A 15,902-nucleotide genomic window follows, 5' to 3' on the forward strand; every position below is an offset into this window, starting at 1 on the left:
ATTGCCGTAGGTCAAACGGCGGAGGCGCTTACTGCTGCACCGTATCGCTGACCGTGTTCGTCGTGCGCTGCTGCGGCGGATCGGGCTGCAATTGCTTCAGTTCCGCTTCCGAGATGTAGTCGAACAGCTTGATCACCTTCTGCACGCCGCTCACGCCGCGCGCCACGTCGGAGGCGACCGTGCCTTCACGCTGGGTGACTCTGCCCATCAGGAAGACGGTGCCGTTTTCCGTGACGACCTTGAAGGAGGCGGCCGAGATGGTTTTCATGTCCACCAGGCTGGCCTTGACCTTGGCCGTGATCAGCGCGTCGTTCGAGCGCGAGGTGTAGCTGGCGGGGCCGGCGATGATCAGCTCATTGGCCACCGATTCCACGCCTTCGATATTGCGCACTTCGCGCTCGACGGCGTTTTTCATCGCCTCGTCGCGCACTTCGCCCGTCAGCAGGACGCGGCGGTTGAAGCTGGTGACGTTCACGTGGCCGGCGTCGCCGACGATGGAGGGGACGCGCGACTCGCCCTTCAGGGCGATCGACTTGTCTTCGGTCTGGGCGCCCAGGGTGCGGCGGTCCGCCGCGGCAACGCCGCCCATCACCGCGCCGCCGACCATCAGTTCGATGCAGCCGGTGAGCGAAGTGAGCATGGCGCCGCACAGCAGTGCGGTGGCCAGCGGGCGCTGTACGCGTTTCCAGCCTGGGCCAGTACCGAATTTAGTCATTCACGTCTCCTCCGAATAGGGCGACGTCGATGCCGTCGCAGATGCAGTGTATGGTGGTCAGGTGGACTTCCTGGATGCGCGCCGTGCGCTCGGCCGGCACGCAGATGTGCACGTCGGCGTCCGTCAGCATCTTGCCGATGGCGCCGCCGTCCTTGCCCGTCAGCGCCACGACGCGCATTTCGCGCTCGAGCGCCGCTTCCACGGCCGCCATCACGTTGGCCGAATTGCCCGACGTGGAAATGGCCAGCAGGATGTCGCCGGCCTGGCCGAAGGCCTGCACCTGCTTCGAGAAGATTTCGCGGTAGCTGTAGTCGTTGGCCACGGCCGTCAGGATGGATGTATCCGTCGTCAGCGCCAGGGCCGGCAGCGGAAAGCGTTCGCGCTCGAAGCGCCCGACCAGCTCGGCCGCGAAATGCTGGCAGTCGGCGGCGGAACCGCCGTTGCCGCAGGCGAGGATCTTGTTGCCGTTGGACAATGCATAAAACATCAGGTCGATCGCCTGCGCAATGGGTTGCGCCAGTACGGTGGCGGCCTGGATCTTGAGTTCGGCACTTTCGTGGAAGTGCGAGAGGATGCGTTGATTATTCATAGTCTGCCGATTATAGTGCAGCCGCGCGGCATGGCGGACAAGCACTGTTAAAAATGCTTACATATCCAGAATGTTTTTCAGCCAGCTGATGCGCCCGGCGTCGATGCACAGGGCGTCGAAGCGGCACGGCGGCAGTGTCTGTTGTCCTTGCAGCCAGGTTTGCGCGGCCACCACCATGCGCCGCTGCTTGGCCGGCGTGATGCTGGCCAGGGCGCCGCCGTAGGCCGCGCCCGAGCGTTGCCGCACTTCCACGAAGACGATGGCGGCGCCGTCGCGCATGATCAGGTCCAGCTCGCCGCCCCGGCACAGATAGTTGCGTTGCAATAGCACCAGTCCTTGCAGCAGCAGATACGCGAGCGCATCGTCTTCCGCCTGCCGTCCCTGTTCCCGTTTGGTCCAGAAGGGCGGCATGGCGCCAGTCCTTATTGTACCGGCGGCGCGGCCGGCGGGGCCGGTGGCCAGGTGCCCAGCACGCCCTGCTGGTAGCTGGCGGCCTGCTCCGTCCGTTCGAACACGCTTTGATCCTTCTCAAAGCGCACGGCCAGGCGGCCCGTTACGCCGTCGAGCGTGAAAGGCGCATTGGGCCGCAGCGCCAGTTCGCGCGCCACGCGGAAGGCATCGATGCCCAGCGCGTACAGGCGTTCCATGTCGGCCGTCAGGCGGCGTTCGCCCGGCTGCGGCGGTTGCGGATACACCATCACCTGCGGATGGTCGCGCTGCACCTGCCATGGCAGGTCCAGCAGGCGCGCGCCGTCGAGTTCGGGCCCGCTGGCGCCGCGCCCGGCGCCGGGATTGAGCGACGAGGTGCCGTACAGGGGCAGGTCGCTGCCGATGGCCACGCGCAGCTGGCGCGCCTGGTCCGCGTCCAGCGCGGCAAACAGCAGGCCCGGCGGCGTGGCAGCCAGGCGTGCGCGCAGCTGCACCAGTTCCGCATCGCTCAGGTAGCCGTTCGTGGCCGTCAAGTCCATGGTTTCGATCTTGCCGCCCTGGCGCAGCCATTCCTGCTTGAAGGCGGCGCTGGTGCGGCGCTGCGACGGCGAACCGGCCGACAGGATCAGCGCGCTGGCGCCCGGCTGTTCGCTGGCGGCCCAGGCGGCCACCTGGCGCGCTTCCGCCTCGATCGACAGGCCCATCACCAGCAGCTTGGCCGGCAGGCGCGCCTCGCCGCGGTTGTCCGGGTGGTTCAGGGCGACCGTGGGCTTGCGTACCAGGTCGCTGTTCGCGACGGCCGTCACGGCCGGGCGCGACAAGGGACCGACGACGATGTCCTGTTCTTCCTGCGCCTGTGCAAACTTGTTCAGCACGTCGGTGCTGCCGTCGCCCGTGTCGATCACCGTCACTTCAAAGCCGCTGCGGTCGCGCTCATACGCGGCCATGAAGCCGGCGCGCAGCAATTCGGCGGCCGGGCCCAGGGTGTCCGAGCGCAGCGGCAGCAGCAGGCCGATGTGGTGGACCTTGCCGTCGGCCGGCGCCGGCGCCGTGGCGGCCGGCATGTCCTGCGGCGTGCCGGTGGCCGGCTTGCTGGTGATGGGCGCCAGCGGCGCGCCGTTGCCGTCATACGCGGTAATATCGGGCACGGCCACGGCGAATGTCACGGGTTCGGGTGCGGGCGGCTTGGGCGGAACGGGGGGCGGCAGCGGCTTCGGTGGCGGGAGCGGCCTTGTGTTAGATTCAATAGGCGCGCACAATTGCCCGGGCGCGTCGCAAGGCGTGCTGCAAGCGCTCAGCATGCCGGTCGCGGCACAAACAAGCAGTAACTTCACACTATTAGCAAGCATTCAACCTCCAAAATGACCGTACAAGAAATCAGTTCCATCGCCAGCCTGCCCATCATGACAGAGGCGGCGCACCAGGTCTATCCTATCGCAACATTGTATGTAGTGGCCACGCCGATCGGCAATGTGACCGATATCAGCCTGCGCGCGCTGCATTTGCTGAGCCTTGCCGACGCCGTCGCCTGTGAAGATACGCGCAATACGGCGCACCTGCTGACGCGCTTTGGCCTGAACAAGCCATTGATTGCGGCACATCAACATAACGAACGCGAAGTGGCGCAGACGTTGATTGCGCGCCTGCACGCGGGCGAGCGCATCGCCCTCGTTTCCGACGCGGGCACGCCGGCCGTCTCCGACCCCGGCGCGCGCATCGTCGACGCCGTGCGCGCGGCCGGCTTGCGCGTGCTGCCCCTGCCCGGCCCGTCGGCGGCCATCACCGCCATTTCCGCCAGCGGCCTGCTCAATGACCAGTTCTACTTTGTCGGCTTCCTGCCGGCCAAGGCCAAGCAGCGCGAAAACATGCTGCACGGCTTGCGCGGCGTGACGGCGACGATGGTGTTCTACGAGGCGCCGCACCGCATCCTCGATTGCGCCACGGCCCTGGCCGAAGCGTTCGAGCCGACGCGCCAGGTGGTGTTTGCGCGCGAGCTGACGAAACTGTTCGAGGAAATCCACCGCTGCCCCCTGTCCGAAGCGGAAAGCTGGATCCGTGCCGACGCGCACCGCGAAAAAGGAGAATTCGTCATCCTGCTCGAAGGCGCGACCGAGGCGCAGGACGCGGAAGACGTGGAAGCGGAACGCATCCTCAACATCCTGCTGGCCGAATGCAGCGTCAAGCAGGCGGCGAACCTGACGGCGCAGATCACGGGGCGCAAGAAAAACGCCCTGTATGAGCGGGCGTTGCAGTTGAAGGGGCAGGAATAGCTTGATTCCAGCATACCCATATTGTGTAGGATCCTGCCCAAGTGAGTATGTTATTAAATAATCACCACTTGCAACCGCTATCCTTCTTGTCGAGCAACATCAGCACGGGCGCCAGCAAGCCTGCGCCGGAATAGGCGCTGCGGCAGTCGCCGCGCTTGCCTTGGGCGATGTCGCGCGCCAGCTGGCTTTCCGTTTGCAGCGGTTTGTCGGGGATTTGCCCCACGGCCGTGCCCACCTTGGACGGGTCGCGCTCGCCCGCCATCGTGCGCGCCGTGCGTTTGGCCGCTTCCATGTCGAATTTCGGCGTTGCCGGGCTTTCTTGCCTGAAGGTATCGGGACTGGCCGCCGGCGTGGCCGGTGATGCCGGGACGACCGTGATGGCTTGCGGGCTGGACGCTGGCGCTTCGCGGGCAGCGGCGGGTTTCGGCTTGCTGACGGGCTTGGCTTCCCGCTTCGGCTTGACCACCTCGACGGGCGGCGGCGGAGGCTTGGCGGCCAGCGGGCGTATCCATACGGCGATCGATTCCACGCGCGGCGCGGTGTCCGGCGGCGCAGGCGGCTGCACATGACGCCAAAGATAGATCAAGGCGCCATGCAGCAGCAAGGATACGCCGACGCCCAGCGCGATGCCGCGGCGATACGGCATGGGCTGGCCGCCGCCGCTTCTTTCTATTCTGAACTCCATTGCCGTCGTCGCCATCATGTCTGTCGGGAGAACTTGCCAAGCCAGTGTCGCATACTTCAATCGTTTTGAAAAATACATGAGTCGCAGTGCCGCGCGTAAATAATTTACACAGAGTTTCACCTGACCCTTGACCGAAGTCGATACGGCCTGTATTATCTTGGTCTTCGGAGTGTGGCGCAGCCCGGTAGCGCACCTGGTTTGGGACCAGGGGGTCCAAGGTTCGAATCCTTGTACTCCGACCAAATTTGTAGAAAAAAACCCAAGAGTTTCGGCTCTTGGGTTTTTTTTCGTCTGTCTTTCGTACATGCGGCATGCAGTAAAAAGGGGCCGTCGGCCCCTTTCGTTTAAGCTGCGCGTTTCGCCGCAATCGCGTTGCCGGCGCGGCTGGAGCCCTTGCGCCCCAGCTGCTGCGAGATGAACTGGCCCGCGTCGACCACCAGATCCAGGTCGATGCCGGTGTCTATCCCCAGTCCCTGCATCATGTACAGCACGTCCTCGGTGGCCACGTTGCCGGTGGCGCCCTTGGCGTAGGGGCAGCCGCCCAGGCCCGACACGGACGAATGATAAATCGCAATGCCCGTTTCCAGGCTGGCGTAGATGTTCGCCAGCGCCTGGCCGTAGGTGTCGTGGAAGTGGCCGGACAGGCCGCCCACGTGGAAAGCCGCGATGGCGCGTTCCATTACCGCCTGCGTCTTTCTCGGCGTGGCTACGCCGATGGTGTCGGCGATGTCGATCTCGTCGCAACCGAGGTCGCGCATGCGGCCCACCACGTCGGCCACGGCGTCGAGCGGCACGTCGCCCTGGTAGGGGCAGCCGAAGGCGCAGCTGATGCTGCCGCGCAGGCGCAGGCCGTGTTTCTTGGCCGCCTTCGCCACGCCTTCGAAGCGGGCGATCGATTCGGCGATCGAGCAATTGATGTTCTTTTGCGAGAATGCCTCCGAGGCGGAGCCGAAGATCACCACTTCATCGGCCTTTGCCGCCAGCGCCGCCTCAAAACCCTGCATGTTCGGCGTCAGCGCCGAATAAATGGTGCCCGGGCGGCGCGCGATCTTTTCCATCACTTCCGCGCTGGTGGCCATCTGCGGCACCCATTTCGGCGAGACGAACGACGCCGCCTCGATATTGGCGAAGCCGGCCAGGGTCAGGCGGTCGACCAGCTCGATCTTGACGGCGGCGCTGATGGTGTCCTTCTCGTTTTGCAGCCCGTCGCGCGGGCCCACTTCGACGATCTTGACCTGCTTGGGCAAACTGGTAGTTGGGTTCATCTCAATATCCTTGCAAACGGTTGACGATGCCGGCCACAAGCTCTCCGGCGTGCAGGCGGCGCATCTTGGCGGCGATCTGCGCCACGCTTTCGCGGCGCAGGGTGGCGGCCGAAATATGCGGCGTGATGGTGATGCGCGGTTCTTGCCAGAACGGGTGCTGCTGCGGCAGCGGCTCGTTGCGGAACACGTCCAGGGTCGCCCCGGCGATATGCCCGGAGCGGATCAGGGTCAATAAGTCCGGTTCGGCCAGATGCGCGCCGCGCGCCACGTTGATGACGTAGGCGCCCGGCAGCAGCATCGACAGGCGGGCGCGGTCGAGCAGGTTGTGCGTCTCCGGCGTGAGCGGCAGCATGCACACCAGCAGGCGCGTGCCGCGCAAGAAGGCTTCGAGCTCCTCTTCGCCCGCAAAACACTGCACGCCGTCGATGTGCTTCCGGCTGCGGCTCCAGCCGCGCAAGGGGAACTCGAACTGCGCCAGCGCCTGCAGCACGCGCGCGCCCAGCACGCCCATGCCCAGCACGCCGACGGGGAAATCCATCTTGTCGAAGGCGGGCAGCGGCTGCCAGATGCCGGCGCGGCCCTGCGCCTCGTAGTCGTCGAAGCGGCGGAAGTGGCGCAGCACGGCGTGGCTCACATACTCGGCCATCTGCACGCCCATGCCCGCGTCATCGAGGCGCACCAGCGGCACCTGGGCGGGCAGCGCCTCGCCGAACTTCAACAGCGCGTCGACGCCGGCGCCCGTGTTGAAGATGGCTTTGACTTCGCGCAAGGCCGGCAGCATGGCGGCGGGCGGCTGCCACACGACGGCGTAGTCGCATGGCGCGAACGTGTCGCCTTCGCGCCAGAAGACAATCTCGGCTTCGGGCAGCAAGTCTTTAAAGTCGGCGATCCACGCCGCCTCCTTGCCGTCCGACCGTTGTAGAAGAATGCGCATGGACGTTTCCAAGGGCGCCCCTTACGCGGCGGCCTTGAAGGCCAGCAGCGGCGCGCCATCGGCCACCTGGTCGCCCACCGCGTACAGCACGTCTTCCACCAGGCCGTCGTGCGGCGCGGCGATCGTGTGCTCCATCTTCATCGCTTCCATGATGACCAGCGGCTCGCCCTTCTTGACGTCCTGCCCTTTGTTCACCAGCACGGCGACGACCTTGCCGGGCATGGGCGCCGTCAGGCGGCCGCCCTCTGCTTCCGTTTCGCCCGCATGGGCCATCGGGTCGCTGTAGTGCAGCGTGTAATGCAAGCCGCCGGTGAATACGTGGAACTGCTCGCCGTCGCGCAGCACCGTGCCGTGCACGGCACGTTCACCGAGCTTGATGTGCAGCTCGTTGCCTTTGCGCGCCGTCAAGGTGAGGGGCTCGCCGTTGAACAGCCAGCCATCGGTTTTGTAGGCGATGCGCGCGGCATAGGCCTTGCTGTCGCCAGCCAGCGCGAATTCGTCGGCAAACGCCAGGCTGCGGCCCAGGGTGCTGTTCAGGCGCCAGCCCAGGGCATTGCCCCACGGGTCGGCGGGGTTGCCCGACTGCGCTTCGGACGCCGCTTTTTCTTCTGTCAGCAGGCTGACTGCCGCCAGCGCCAGGGCCGTGTCGGGCGCCGCCTGCAGGGCGGGGAACAGCGAGGCCTGATTGCGTTCGATCAAACCCGTATCGAGGTCGGCGCTGGCAAAGGCCTGGCCTTCGACCAAACGCTTCAAAAAGGCGATATTGCTGGCCAGGCCCACGATCTGGTAGTCGGCCAGCGCCTGCGCCATGCGCGCCAGCGCTACGCGGCGGTCCGCGCCCCAGACGATCAGCTTGGCGATCATCGGGTCGTAGAACGGCGAGATGGCGTCGCCTTCGCGCACGCCCGAATCGATGCGCACGGACGCCGGCACCACGGTGCCGCCCAGTTCGAACGTCACGGCCGATGGCGACTGCATGTGGCGCAGGGTGCCGATCGACGGCAAAAAGCCCTTTTCCGGGTTTTCCGCATAGATGCGCGCCTCGATGGCGTGGCCGTGGATGGTCAGTTCGCTCTGTTTTTTCGGCAGCGGCTCGCCAAAGGCGACGCGCAGCTGCCATTCCACCAGGTCGGTGCCGGTGATCATTTCCGTCACCGGGTGTTCCACCTGCAGGCGCGTGTTCATCTCCATGAAGTAGAACGAGCCATCCTGGTTGGCGATGAATTCCACCGTGCCCGCACCGACATAGCCGACGGCCTTGGCGGCGGCGACGGCCGCCTCGCCCATGGCGGCGCGGCGGTCAGGCGACATGCCCGGCGCCGGCGCCTCTTCCAGCACCTTCTGGTGGCGGCGCTGCACCGAGCAATCGCGCTCGAACAGGTAGATGCAGTTGCCCAGCGTGTCGGCGAACACCTGGATTTCGATATGCCGCGGACGCGACAGGTATTTTTCGGCCAGCACCTTGTCGTCGCCGAAAGAGCTGATCGCTTCGCGCTTGCACGAGGCCAGCGCCGCCTTGAAGTCGGCGCTGTTCTCGATGACGCGCATGCCCTTGCCGCCGCCGCCGGCCGAAGCCTTCAGCAGCACGGGGTAGCCGATCTTGTCGGCCTGGCCGTGCAAAAAGTCCGCATCCTGATTCTCGCCGTGGTAGCCGGGCACCAGCGGCACATTGGCTTTTTCCATCAGCGACTTGGCCGCCGATTTCGAGCCCATGGCGCGCATGGCGGAAGCCGGCGGGCCGATGAAGACGAGGCCCGCCGCGTGGCAGGCGTCGGCGAAGTCGGCGTTCTCGGACAAAAAGCCGTAGCCGGGGTGGATCGCCTGGGCGCCAGTGGCCAGCGCCACGGCGATGATCTTCTCGCCGCACAGATAGCTTTCCTTGGCCGGCGCGGGGCCGATCAGCACGGCTTCGTCGCAGACGGCGACGTGCTTGGCGTTGGCGTCCGCTTCCGAATACACGGCGACGGTCTGGATGCCCATGCGGCGCGCGGTGGCGGCGACGCGGCAGGCGATTTCGCCGCGGTTGGCGATCAGGATTTTAGTGAACATGGTCTCTCTCTTTGCAGCTCGTGGCTGGAAGTTTTTTATCTGAGGTGTCGCTGGGAGGGGATGCGCCCGGGCGGGACGCATCCCATGGGCTGGATCAGCAGCCGCACTTCTCTTTCTGTACCGAGTCCAGCATGGCGCCGCGCGTCTGCAGGCCCAGTTTGTTCAGCAAGACGCGGTCGTCTTCCGCTTCCGGGTTGTCGGTGGTGAGCAGCTTGTCGCCGTAGAAGATGGAATTGGCGCCAGCCAGGAAACACATGGCCTGCACGGCTTCGCCCATCTGGCGCCGGCCCGCCGACAGGCGCACGCGCGCCTTCGGCATGGTGATGCGGGCCACGGCGATCGTGCGCACGAATTCGAACGGGTCCAGCGCTTCCAGTCCATACAAAGGCGTGCCTTCCACCTGCACCAGGTGGTTCACGGGCACCGATTCCGGGTACGGATTCAGGTTCGCCAGCTGGGCGATCAGGCCCGCGCGCTGCAGACGCGTCTCGCCCATGCCGACGATGCCGCCGCAGCACACTTTCAAGCCCGCTTCGCGCACGCGGCCCAACGTGTCCAGACGGTCCTGGTATTCGCGCGTGGAGATGACGTTGTCGTAGAACTCGGGCGCCGTGTCCAGGTTATGGTTGTAGAAGTCCAGGCCCGCGTTTTTCAGGCGGTCCGCTTGTCCCTCTTCCAGCATGCCCAAAGTAGCGCACGTTTCCAGGCCCAGCGCCTTGACCTTGCTCACCATCTCTTCGACTTTTTCCATGTCGCGCTCTTTCGGGCTGCGCCAGGCTGCGCCCATGCAGAAGCGCGTGGCGCCGTTGGCTTTCGCCTGGCGGGCCGCGTCGAGCACGGTGTCGATGTCGAGGATTTTTTTCGCTTCCACGCCCGTGTCGTAGCGGGCCGCCTGCGGGCAGTAGCCGCAGTCTTCCTCGCAGCCGCCCGTCTTGATCGACAACAGGGTTGCCAGTTCCACGTCGCCATCGGGGAAGTTGGCGCGGTGGGTTTGCTGGGCCTGGAACATCAGCTCATTGAATGGCAGGTCGAACAGGGCCAGCACATCGGCGACGGGCCAGGTGGCCGCTTCCGGCACGGTGATGCGCGCCGCTGGGCGGTGCAGTTCGACGGTTTTTGCTGCTTCTTGGACGTGAGACATGTGATTCCTTCGCTTCTATTTTTTAAATACGTTAAATGTTTGACTGTTGCGCCGGCCAGTTCGGCAAGCCGGTGAAATCGAGATACGCGGCCGCCGCTTCCGCGCTCGGCTGCGCCAGGCGCGGCACCCTGCCCAGCAGCGGCGCCGGGATGCGCTCGATCAGCGCATCGATATTTTCATCGAGGAAGCGCATTTCCACTTCAAGCGTGTTGGCGACCCAGCCGATGACCTTCAGGCCGCGCGCTTCGATGGCTTCCACCGTCAGCAAGGCCTGGCTGATGCAGCCCAAACGCATGCCGACCACGAGGATGACGGGCAAATCGAGCTGCTGCGCCAGGTCGGCCGAGTCGAAACCGGGCGACAGGGGCACGCGGAATCCGCCCACGCCTTCGACCACGACGGCGTCCGAGGCGGCGGCGATTTCCAGGTAGGCGGCCAGGATCGGCACCGATTCGATGCTCACGCCTTCGAGGGCGGCGGCGATGTGCGGCGCGGCCGGTTCCTTCAGCATGTAGGGTGTCGTCAGGCTGCGCAGCATGGTGACGTTGCCGGCGGCGATCAGGCTGTCGGCGTCTTCATTATGCAGTTCGCCGTCGCGCATCTCGGCGCCGGCGGCGACAGGCTTCATGCCGCAGGCGCGCACGCCGCGCGCCACCAGCGCGTGCAGCAGGGCCGACGAGGTCAATGTCTTGCCGATTTCCGTGTCCGTGCCGGTGACGAAACAGGCAAAGCGCGAGGGCAAGCCGGCAGTGGCGGGGGCTGGCTGCACGGCCGGCGCCAGGTCCGCCAGCACTTCGGCCACGATGGGGTCATCAAGGCTCATGGCGAGTCCTTTCCAGGGTGTTGACTGCGTTGATCAATTGCGCCACTTCCTGCGCCGTGTGGCCGGCCGACAGGGTCACGCGCAGGCGCGCCGTGCCGGCAGGGACGGTGGGCGGGCGGATGGCGCCGACCCACAGGCCCTGCTGGTACAGGGTGGCGGCGATATCGAGCATGTCCGCATTCTCGCCGATGATGACGGGCTGGATGGCGGACAGCGACGGCAAGGCTTGCCAGCGCCGCAGCTGCAAGCCGTCATTCCATTGCGCCACCAGTGCGGCCAGGTGGGCGCGGCGCTGCCGGCCTTCCTCGCCGGCGATGATGTCCAGGCTGGCCAGCAGCGCGTGCGCGAGCGCGGGCGCGGCCGCCGTCGTGAAGATGTAGGGGCGCGCCTTCTGGATCAGCGTTTCGATCACGGCGTCGTGCGCGCAAACAAAGGCGCCGCCCACGCCGGCCGACTTGCCCAGCGTGCCCACGTAGACCAGGTAGGGCGAATGCAGGCCGAAGTGTTCCAGCGCGCCGCGGCCATTGGCTCCCAGCGCGCCGAAGCCGTGCGCGTCGTCGACCACCAGCCAGGCGCCATATTGTTCGCACAGGGCCAGCAGCGCGGGCAGCGGCGCCAGGTCGCCATCCATGCTGAAGACGCTGTCGGTGACGACGATTTTCGTTTGTGCCGTGCTGGCCGCCAGCAGGAGCGCCAGGGCATCGAGGTCCGCGTGCGGATACACGCGCGTCTTGACGCGGGACAAACGCGTGCCGTCGATCAGCGAGGCGTGGTTCAGCGCTTCCGAGAAGATCTCGGCTTCGGCATCACCGGCCGCCAGGGCCGTCAGCACGGCCAGGTTGGCCATGTAGCCGGTGCAGAAATACAGCGCGCGGGCGTTTTCCAGGTTGGCGCCCACGAAATCGGCCAGGCGCTCTTCCAGCTGCGCGTGGGCGCGGCTGTGGCCGCTGATCAGGTGGGAAGCGCCGCTGCCGGCGCCATACAGGTCGGCGCCCTCCTTCAGCGCGGCGACGATGCGCGGATGCGACGCCAGGCCAAGGTAGTCATTGCTGCAAAAGGCCAGCATGGCGCGGCCATCGACCGTCAGGCGCGGCGCGCACGGCGTGTCGACGGTGCGGCGGCGGCGGATCAGGCTACGCTCTTCCAGTCCCTGCAATTGCTGCTTCAAGCGCGTGAGCAGTTCCATTTCAGGCTCCGATCACTTTGTTGAAGACGGCCAGCGTCTGCTGGCCCAGGCCCGCGATTTCTGCGTCGTCGAGGATGTACGGCGGCATCAGGTAGACGGTGGCGCCGATGGGGCGCATCAACAGTTCGTGTTGCAGCGCCGTGCTGAAGAAGCGGCGCGAAAAGTCGGGCGCTGCATCGACGGCGTCAAAGGCCCAGATCATGCCCTGCTGGCGGAAATTCTTGACTTTTTCATGCTGCGCCAGCGGCGCCAGGGCGCGCGTGATCCTGGCGGCGCGTTCCCGGTTGGCCGCCAGCACGTCGTCTTCCTCGAAAATCGACAGGGTCGCCAGCGCCGCGCGGCAGGCCAGCGGATTGCCCGTGTACGAGTGCGAATGCAAAAAGCCGCGGCGCACGTCGGTGCTGTAGAACGCCTGGTAGATGTCTTCGCGCGTCATCACGAGGGACAGCGGCAAATAGCCGCCGCTGATGCCCTTCGACAGGCAGACGAAGTCGGGCCAGATGCCGGCCTGTTCGCAGGCAAAGAACGTGCCCGTGCGGCCGCAGCCGACGGCGATTTCGTCGAGGATCAAATGGACTTGATAGCGGTCGCACAGGGCGCGCACGAGCGACAGGTACAGCGGGTCGTGCATGGCCATGCCGGTGGCGCACTGCACCAGCGGCTCGATGATGATGGCGGCGATTTTGTCCGCTTTTTCCTGGAACAGCCGTTCCACGTCGGCCGCGGCGCGGCGCGCCACGTCCTGCGCCGTTTCGCCCTCGGCCGCCTGGCGGAAGTCGGGCGACATCACCGTCTGCGAGGCACGCAGCAGGGGGCCGTAGGCATCCTTGAACAGGGCGACATCGGTGACGGCCAGGGCGCCGATGGTTTCGCCGTGGTAGCTGCCTTTCAGGCAGACGAATTCCTGTTTTTCACCTTTGCCGCTGTTGCGCCACGCATGAAAACTCATTTTCAGGGCGATTTCCACGGCCGACGCCCCGTCGGACGCGTAAAAGCTGTGGCCAAGCACGCCGCCCGTCAAGGCGGAGAGCTTTTCCGACAGCTCGATCACCGGTTCATGCGTAAAACCGGCCAGCATTGCGTGTTCCAGGCGGTCCAGCTGGTCCTTCAGTTCCGCATTGATGCGCGGATTGGCATGGCCGAACAGGTTCACCCACCAGGAGCTGATGGCGTCCAGGTAGCGTCGTCCTTCGTGATCATACAGCCAGGCGCCGCGGCCATGGCTGACGGGGATCAAGGGGACTGCGTCGTGAGCCGATGCGTGGTGCTGCATTTGTGTGCAAGGGTGCCACACGCTGCGCAGACTGCGTTCGACCCAGCCCGATTGTTTTTCTGCTTTCAAAACTGCTCCAATGATTTTCTTAATCCATGCGCTAGCCCATGAGCCAACCCGGCTTGCGCTTGTCGAGGAACGATTGCACGCCTTCGCGTCCCTGTTCCGAGGCGCGGATCTGCGCGATGCGTTCGGCGGTGTCCGCCAGCAGCGCGTCGTCGACGGGCAGGCCGACGATCTCGCGCACCAGCGTTTTCGCTTGCGCCACGGCGTGCGGGCTGTTGCCCGTCAGCGCTTTGAGTACCTCGGCCGTTTTTGCGTCCAGCGCGCTTGCTTCGACTACCTCGTGGGCAAAGCCGATGCGCAGCGCTTCCTGGGCGGAGAATCGCTCCGCCGTCAGGAAATAGCGGCGTGCCGCGTTTTCGCCCATGGCCTTGATGACATACGGTGAAATAGTGGCCGGGATCAGTCCCAGCCGCACTTCGCTCAGGCAGAAATGCACGTCTTCCGCAGCCAGAATGATATCGCATGCGGCGACGAGGCCCATGCCGCCCGCATAGCAGTCGCCCTGGATCTTCGCCACCACGGGCTTGGGACACAGGTAAATCGTGCGCAGCATCTGCGCCAGCTGCAGCGCGTCGGCCTGGTTTTCGGCATGCGTGTAGCTTGCCATCTTCTTCATCCAGTTCAGGTCCGCGCCGGCGCAGAAGGCCGCGCCATTGGCCGCCAGCACGATGGCGCGCACCATCTCGCTGCGCCCCAGGCCCTCGAAGGCGCGCGCCAGTTCGGCGATCGTCGTCTCGTTGAAGGCGTTGCGCACGTCGGGGCGGTTCAGGGTCACGGTGGCGACATTGCCCTCGATGACCAGCTTTAAGGTTTCAAATTCCATGCTCTTCTCCCTGAATGCCGCTTACATGCGGAATACGCCGAACTTCGTGTCCGGGATTTCCGCGTTGAGCGCGGCCGACAGGCCCAGGCCCAGCACCATGCGGGTGTCGGCCGGGTCGATCACGCCGTCGTCCCACAGGCGCGCGGTGGCGTAATACGGGTGGCCCTGGTGCTCGTACTGCTCCTTGATCGGCTGCTTGAAGGCCGCTTCCTCGTCTGCGCTCCACTGCCCGCCCTTGCCTTCGATGCCGTCGCGCTTGACGGTCGCCAGCACGGAGGCCGCCTGGTCGCCGCCCATGACGGAAATGCGCGCATTCGGCCACATCCACATGAAACGGGGAGAGAACGCGCGGCCGCACATGCCGTAGTTGCCGGCGCCGAAGCTGCCGCCGATGATGACGGTGAACTTCGGCACGGCCGCCGTGGCGACGGCGGTGACCATCTTGGCGCCATTGCGGGCGATGCCCTCGTTTTCGTATTTGCGGCCCACCATGAAGCCCGTGATATTTTGCAAAAACACCAGGGGGATCTTGCGCTGGCAGCACAATTCGATGAAATGCGTGCCTTTCAGGGCCGATTCGGAGAACAGGATGCCGTTATTGGCGATGATGCCGACTTTGACGCCATAGATGTGGGCGAAGCCGCAGATCAGGGTGGTGCCGTAGCGGGCCTTGAATTCGTCGAAATCGCTGCCGTCGACGATGCGCGCGATCACCTCCCTCACGTCGAACGGTTTGCGCGTGTCGACGGGGATCACGCCATACAGCTCCTGCGTCGGATATTTCGGCTCGACCGACTCGCGCAGGGCCATCTGCTGCGGTTTTTTGCGGTTCAGGTTAGAGACGATGGTGCGCGCCAGCGACAGCGCATGCAAATCGTTCTGCGCCAGGTGGTCGACCACGCCGGACAGGCGCGTGTGCACGTCGCCGCCGCCCAGGTCTTCGGCCGTCACCACTTCGCCCGTCGCCGCTTTGACCAGCGGCGGGCCGCCGAGGAAAATCGTGCCCTGCTCCTTGACGATGATCGACTCGTCGCTCATGGCCGGCACATAGGCGCCGCCGGCCGTGCAAGAGCCCATCACGACGGCGATTTGCGGGATGCCCTTGGCCGACAGGTTCGCCTGGTTATAAAAAATGCGGCCGAAATGGTCGCGGTCGGGGAAGACGTCGTCCTGGTTCGGCAGGTTGGCGCCGCCCGAGTCGACCAGGTAGATGCAGGGCAGGTTGTTCTGGTCGGCGATTTCCTGGGCGCGCAAATGCTTTTTGACCGTCATCGGGTAGTAGGTGCCGCCCTTGACGGTGGCGTCGTTGCAGACGATGACGCATTCCTGGCCCGAGACCCTGCCGATGCCGGTGATGATGCCGGCGGCGGGCGCCGCATCGACGCCCTTGGCGTCCTGGTACATGGCGTAGGCCGCCATCTGGGAAAACTCGAGGAAGGGCGTGCCGGGATCGAGCAGCATCTGCACGCGGTCGCGCGGCAGCAGTTTTCCGCGCGCGACATGCTTGGCGCAGGCAGCTTCGCCGCCGCCGGCCGCGATTTTTTCCACCTTGTCGCGCAAATCGTCGACGATGGCTTGCATGGCCGCGGCATTGGCCTTGAAATCTTCACTGCGCGGATTGAGTTTGCTTTCGATGTGCGGCATTGCGGTTCCT

The 15,902-nt window shown here is 65.4% G+C and carries 15 protein-coding genes and 1 tRNA gene; 2 read left to right on the forward strand and 14 right to left on the reverse strand.

What is annotated here, in order from left to right:
• Positions 1-28: 28 nt before the first annotated feature.
• The 4 genes from AC07VI_RS21550 to AC07VI_RS21565 are packed head-to-tail and all read right to left on the reverse strand — an operon-like array spanning position 29 to position 2,899.
• Positions 29-715 carry a BON domain-containing protein gene (locus AC07VI_RS21550; RefSeq protein WP_086147453.1) on the reverse strand — a complete coding sequence of 229 codons (687 nt, stop codon included), beginning with the start codon at positions 713-715 and terminating at the stop codon, positions 29-31.
• A complete protein-coding gene (locus AC07VI_RS21555) occupies positions 708-1,304 on the reverse strand; it encodes a phosphoheptose isomerase (RefSeq protein ID WP_034752465.1) in 597 nt (198 codons plus the stop codon). Before AC07VI_RS21555 ends, AC07VI_RS21550 begins: the two co-directional genes overlap by 8 nt.
• 57 nt (positions 1,305-1,361) lie before the next feature.
• Complete coding sequence (locus tag AC07VI_RS21560) at positions 1,362-1,715, reverse strand: YraN family protein (protein ID WP_099374797.1); 354 nt, start codon at positions 1,713-1,715, stop codon at positions 1,362-1,364.
• Between the two features lie 11 nt (positions 1,716-1,726).
• Positions 1,727-2,899: a penicillin-binding protein activator gene (locus AC07VI_RS21565; protein ID WP_253251970.1), complete on the reverse strand. Its 1,173-nt coding sequence runs from the start codon at positions 2,897-2,899 to the stop codon at positions 1,727-1,729.
• A gap of 195 nt (positions 2,900-3,094) precedes the next feature.
• Here AC07VI_RS21565 and rsmI point away from each other — a divergent pair, with 195 nt between their 5' ends.
• Complete coding sequence (gene rsmI, locus AC07VI_RS21570) at positions 3,095-4,003, forward strand: 16S rRNA (cytidine(1402)-2'-O)-methyltransferase (RefSeq protein ID WP_086147451.1); 909 nt, start codon at positions 3,095-3,097, stop codon at positions 4,001-4,003.
• A gap of 61 nt (positions 4,004-4,064) precedes the next feature.
• Here the strand turns inward: rsmI and AC07VI_RS21575 are convergent, their stop codons facing one another.
• Complete coding sequence (locus AC07VI_RS21575) at positions 4,065-4,649, reverse strand: hypothetical protein (RefSeq protein WP_086147450.1); 585 nt, start codon at positions 4,647-4,649, stop codon at positions 4,065-4,067.
• Between the two features lie 204 nt (positions 4,650-4,853).
• Here AC07VI_RS21575 and AC07VI_RS21580 point away from each other — a divergent pair.
• A tRNA-Pro gene (locus AC07VI_RS21580) sits at positions 4,854-4,930 on the forward strand.
• Positions 4,931-5,032: 102 nt separating this feature from the next.
• On the opposite strand, the gene AC07VI_RS21585 is transcribed toward AC07VI_RS21580, so the two are convergent.
• From AC07VI_RS21585 to AC07VI_RS21625, 9 genes are all read right to left on the reverse strand, one after another.
• Positions 5,033-5,953, reverse strand: a complete 921-nt coding sequence (locus tag AC07VI_RS21585) for a hydroxymethylglutaryl-CoA lyase (RefSeq protein ID WP_086147449.1) — start codon at positions 5,951-5,953, stop codon at positions 5,033-5,035.
• 1 nt (position 5,954) lies between these two features.
• On the reverse strand, positions 5,955-6,887 hold the full coding sequence (locus AC07VI_RS21590) for a 2-hydroxyacid dehydrogenase (protein ID WP_099419539.1): 933 nt from the start codon (positions 6,885-6,887) through the stop codon (positions 5,955-5,957).
• A 21-nt stretch (positions 6,888-6,908) separates the two neighbouring features.
• A complete protein-coding gene (locus tag AC07VI_RS21595) occupies positions 6,909-8,936 on the reverse strand; it encodes an acetyl/propionyl/methylcrotonyl-CoA carboxylase subunit alpha (protein WP_086147447.1) in 2,028 nt (675 codons plus the stop codon).
• Between the two features lie 94 nt (positions 8,937-9,030).
• Positions 9,031-10,077, reverse strand: a complete 1,047-nt coding sequence (gene bioB, locus AC07VI_RS21600; protein WP_086147446.1) for a biotin synthase BioB — start codon at positions 10,075-10,077, stop codon at positions 9,031-9,033.
• 31 nt (positions 10,078-10,108) lie between these two features.
• Complete coding sequence (bioD, locus tag AC07VI_RS21605) at positions 10,109-10,900, reverse strand: dethiobiotin synthase (RefSeq protein ID WP_492991923.1); 792 nt, start codon at positions 10,898-10,900, stop codon at positions 10,109-10,111.
• On the reverse strand, positions 10,890-12,086 hold the full coding sequence (bioF, locus tag AC07VI_RS21610; RefSeq protein ID WP_099419541.1) for an 8-amino-7-oxononanoate synthase: 1,197 nt from the start codon (positions 12,084-12,086) through the stop codon (positions 10,890-10,892). The genes bioD and bioF overlap by 11 nt, the downstream gene beginning before the upstream one ends.
• Position 12,087: 1 nt before the next feature.
• A complete protein-coding gene (bioA, locus tag AC07VI_RS21615) occupies positions 12,088-13,428 on the reverse strand; it encodes an adenosylmethionine--8-amino-7-oxononanoate transaminase (RefSeq protein ID WP_086147443.1) in 1,341 nt (446 codons plus the stop codon).
• 31 nt (positions 13,429-13,459) lie between these two features.
• Positions 13,460-14,248 (reverse strand): enoyl-CoA hydratase/isomerase family protein, encoded by a 789-nt coding sequence (locus tag AC07VI_RS21620; RefSeq protein WP_086147442.1) that lies wholly within the window; start codon positions 14,246-14,248, stop codon positions 13,460-13,462.
• 21 nt (positions 14,249-14,269) lie between these two features.
• Positions 14,270-15,892, reverse strand: a complete 1,623-nt coding sequence (locus AC07VI_RS21625; RefSeq protein ID WP_086147441.1) for a carboxyl transferase domain-containing protein — start codon at positions 15,890-15,892, stop codon at positions 14,270-14,272.
• Positions 15,893-15,902: the final 10 nt, after the last annotated feature.

The organism is Janthinobacterium sp. GW821-FHT03A03 (assembly GCF_059421435.1).

Bases quoted from the DNA above. Each gene is read 5' to 3' on its own strand.
- AC07VI_RS21550 (WP_086147453.1), bottom strand. From the start codon at position 715: ATGACTAAATTCGGTACTGGCCCAGGCTGGAAACGCGTACAGCGCCCG.
- AC07VI_RS21555 (WP_034752465.1), bottom strand. From the start codon at position 1,304: ATGAATAATCAACGCATCCTCTCGCACTTCCACGAAAGTGCCGAACTC.
- AC07VI_RS21560 (WP_099374797.1), bottom strand. From the start codon at position 1,715: ATGCCGCCCTTCTGGACCAAACGGGAACAGGGACGGCAGGCGGAAGAC.
- rsmI (WP_086147451.1), top strand. From the start codon at position 3,095: ATGACCGTACAAGAAATCAGTTCCATCGCCAGCCTGCCCATCATGACA.
- AC07VI_RS21575 (WP_086147450.1), bottom strand. From the start codon at position 4,649: ATGCCGTATCGCCGCGGCATCGCGCTGGGCGTCGGCGTATCCTTGCTG.
- AC07VI_RS21585 (WP_086147449.1), bottom strand. From the start codon at position 5,953: ATGAACCCAACTACCAGTTTGCCCAAGCAGGTCAAGATCGTCGAAGTG.
- AC07VI_RS21590 (WP_099419539.1), bottom strand. From the start codon at position 6,887: ATGCGCATTCTTCTACAACGGTCGGACGGCAAGGAGGCGGCGTGGATC.
- AC07VI_RS21595 (WP_086147447.1), bottom strand. From the start codon at position 8,936: ATGTTCACTAAAATCCTGATCGCCAACCGCGGCGAAATCGCCTGCCGC.
- bioB (WP_086147446.1), bottom strand. From the start codon at position 10,077: ATGTCTCACGTCCAAGAAGCAGCAAAAACCGTCGAACTGCACCGCCCA.
- bioD (WP_492991923.1), bottom strand. From the start codon at position 10,900: ATGAGCCTTGATGACCCCATCGTGGCCGAAGTGCTGGCGGACCTGGCG.
- bioF (WP_099419541.1), bottom strand. From the start codon at position 12,086: ATGGAACTGCTCACGCGCTTGAAGCAGCAATTGCAGGGACTGGAAGAG.
- AC07VI_RS21620 (WP_086147442.1), bottom strand. From the start codon at position 14,248: ATGGAATTTGAAACCTTAAAGCTGGTCATCGAGGGCAATGTCGCCACC.
- AC07VI_RS21625 (WP_086147441.1), bottom strand. From the start codon at position 15,892: ATGCCGCACATCGAAAGCAAACTCAATCCGCGCAGTGAAGATTTCAAG.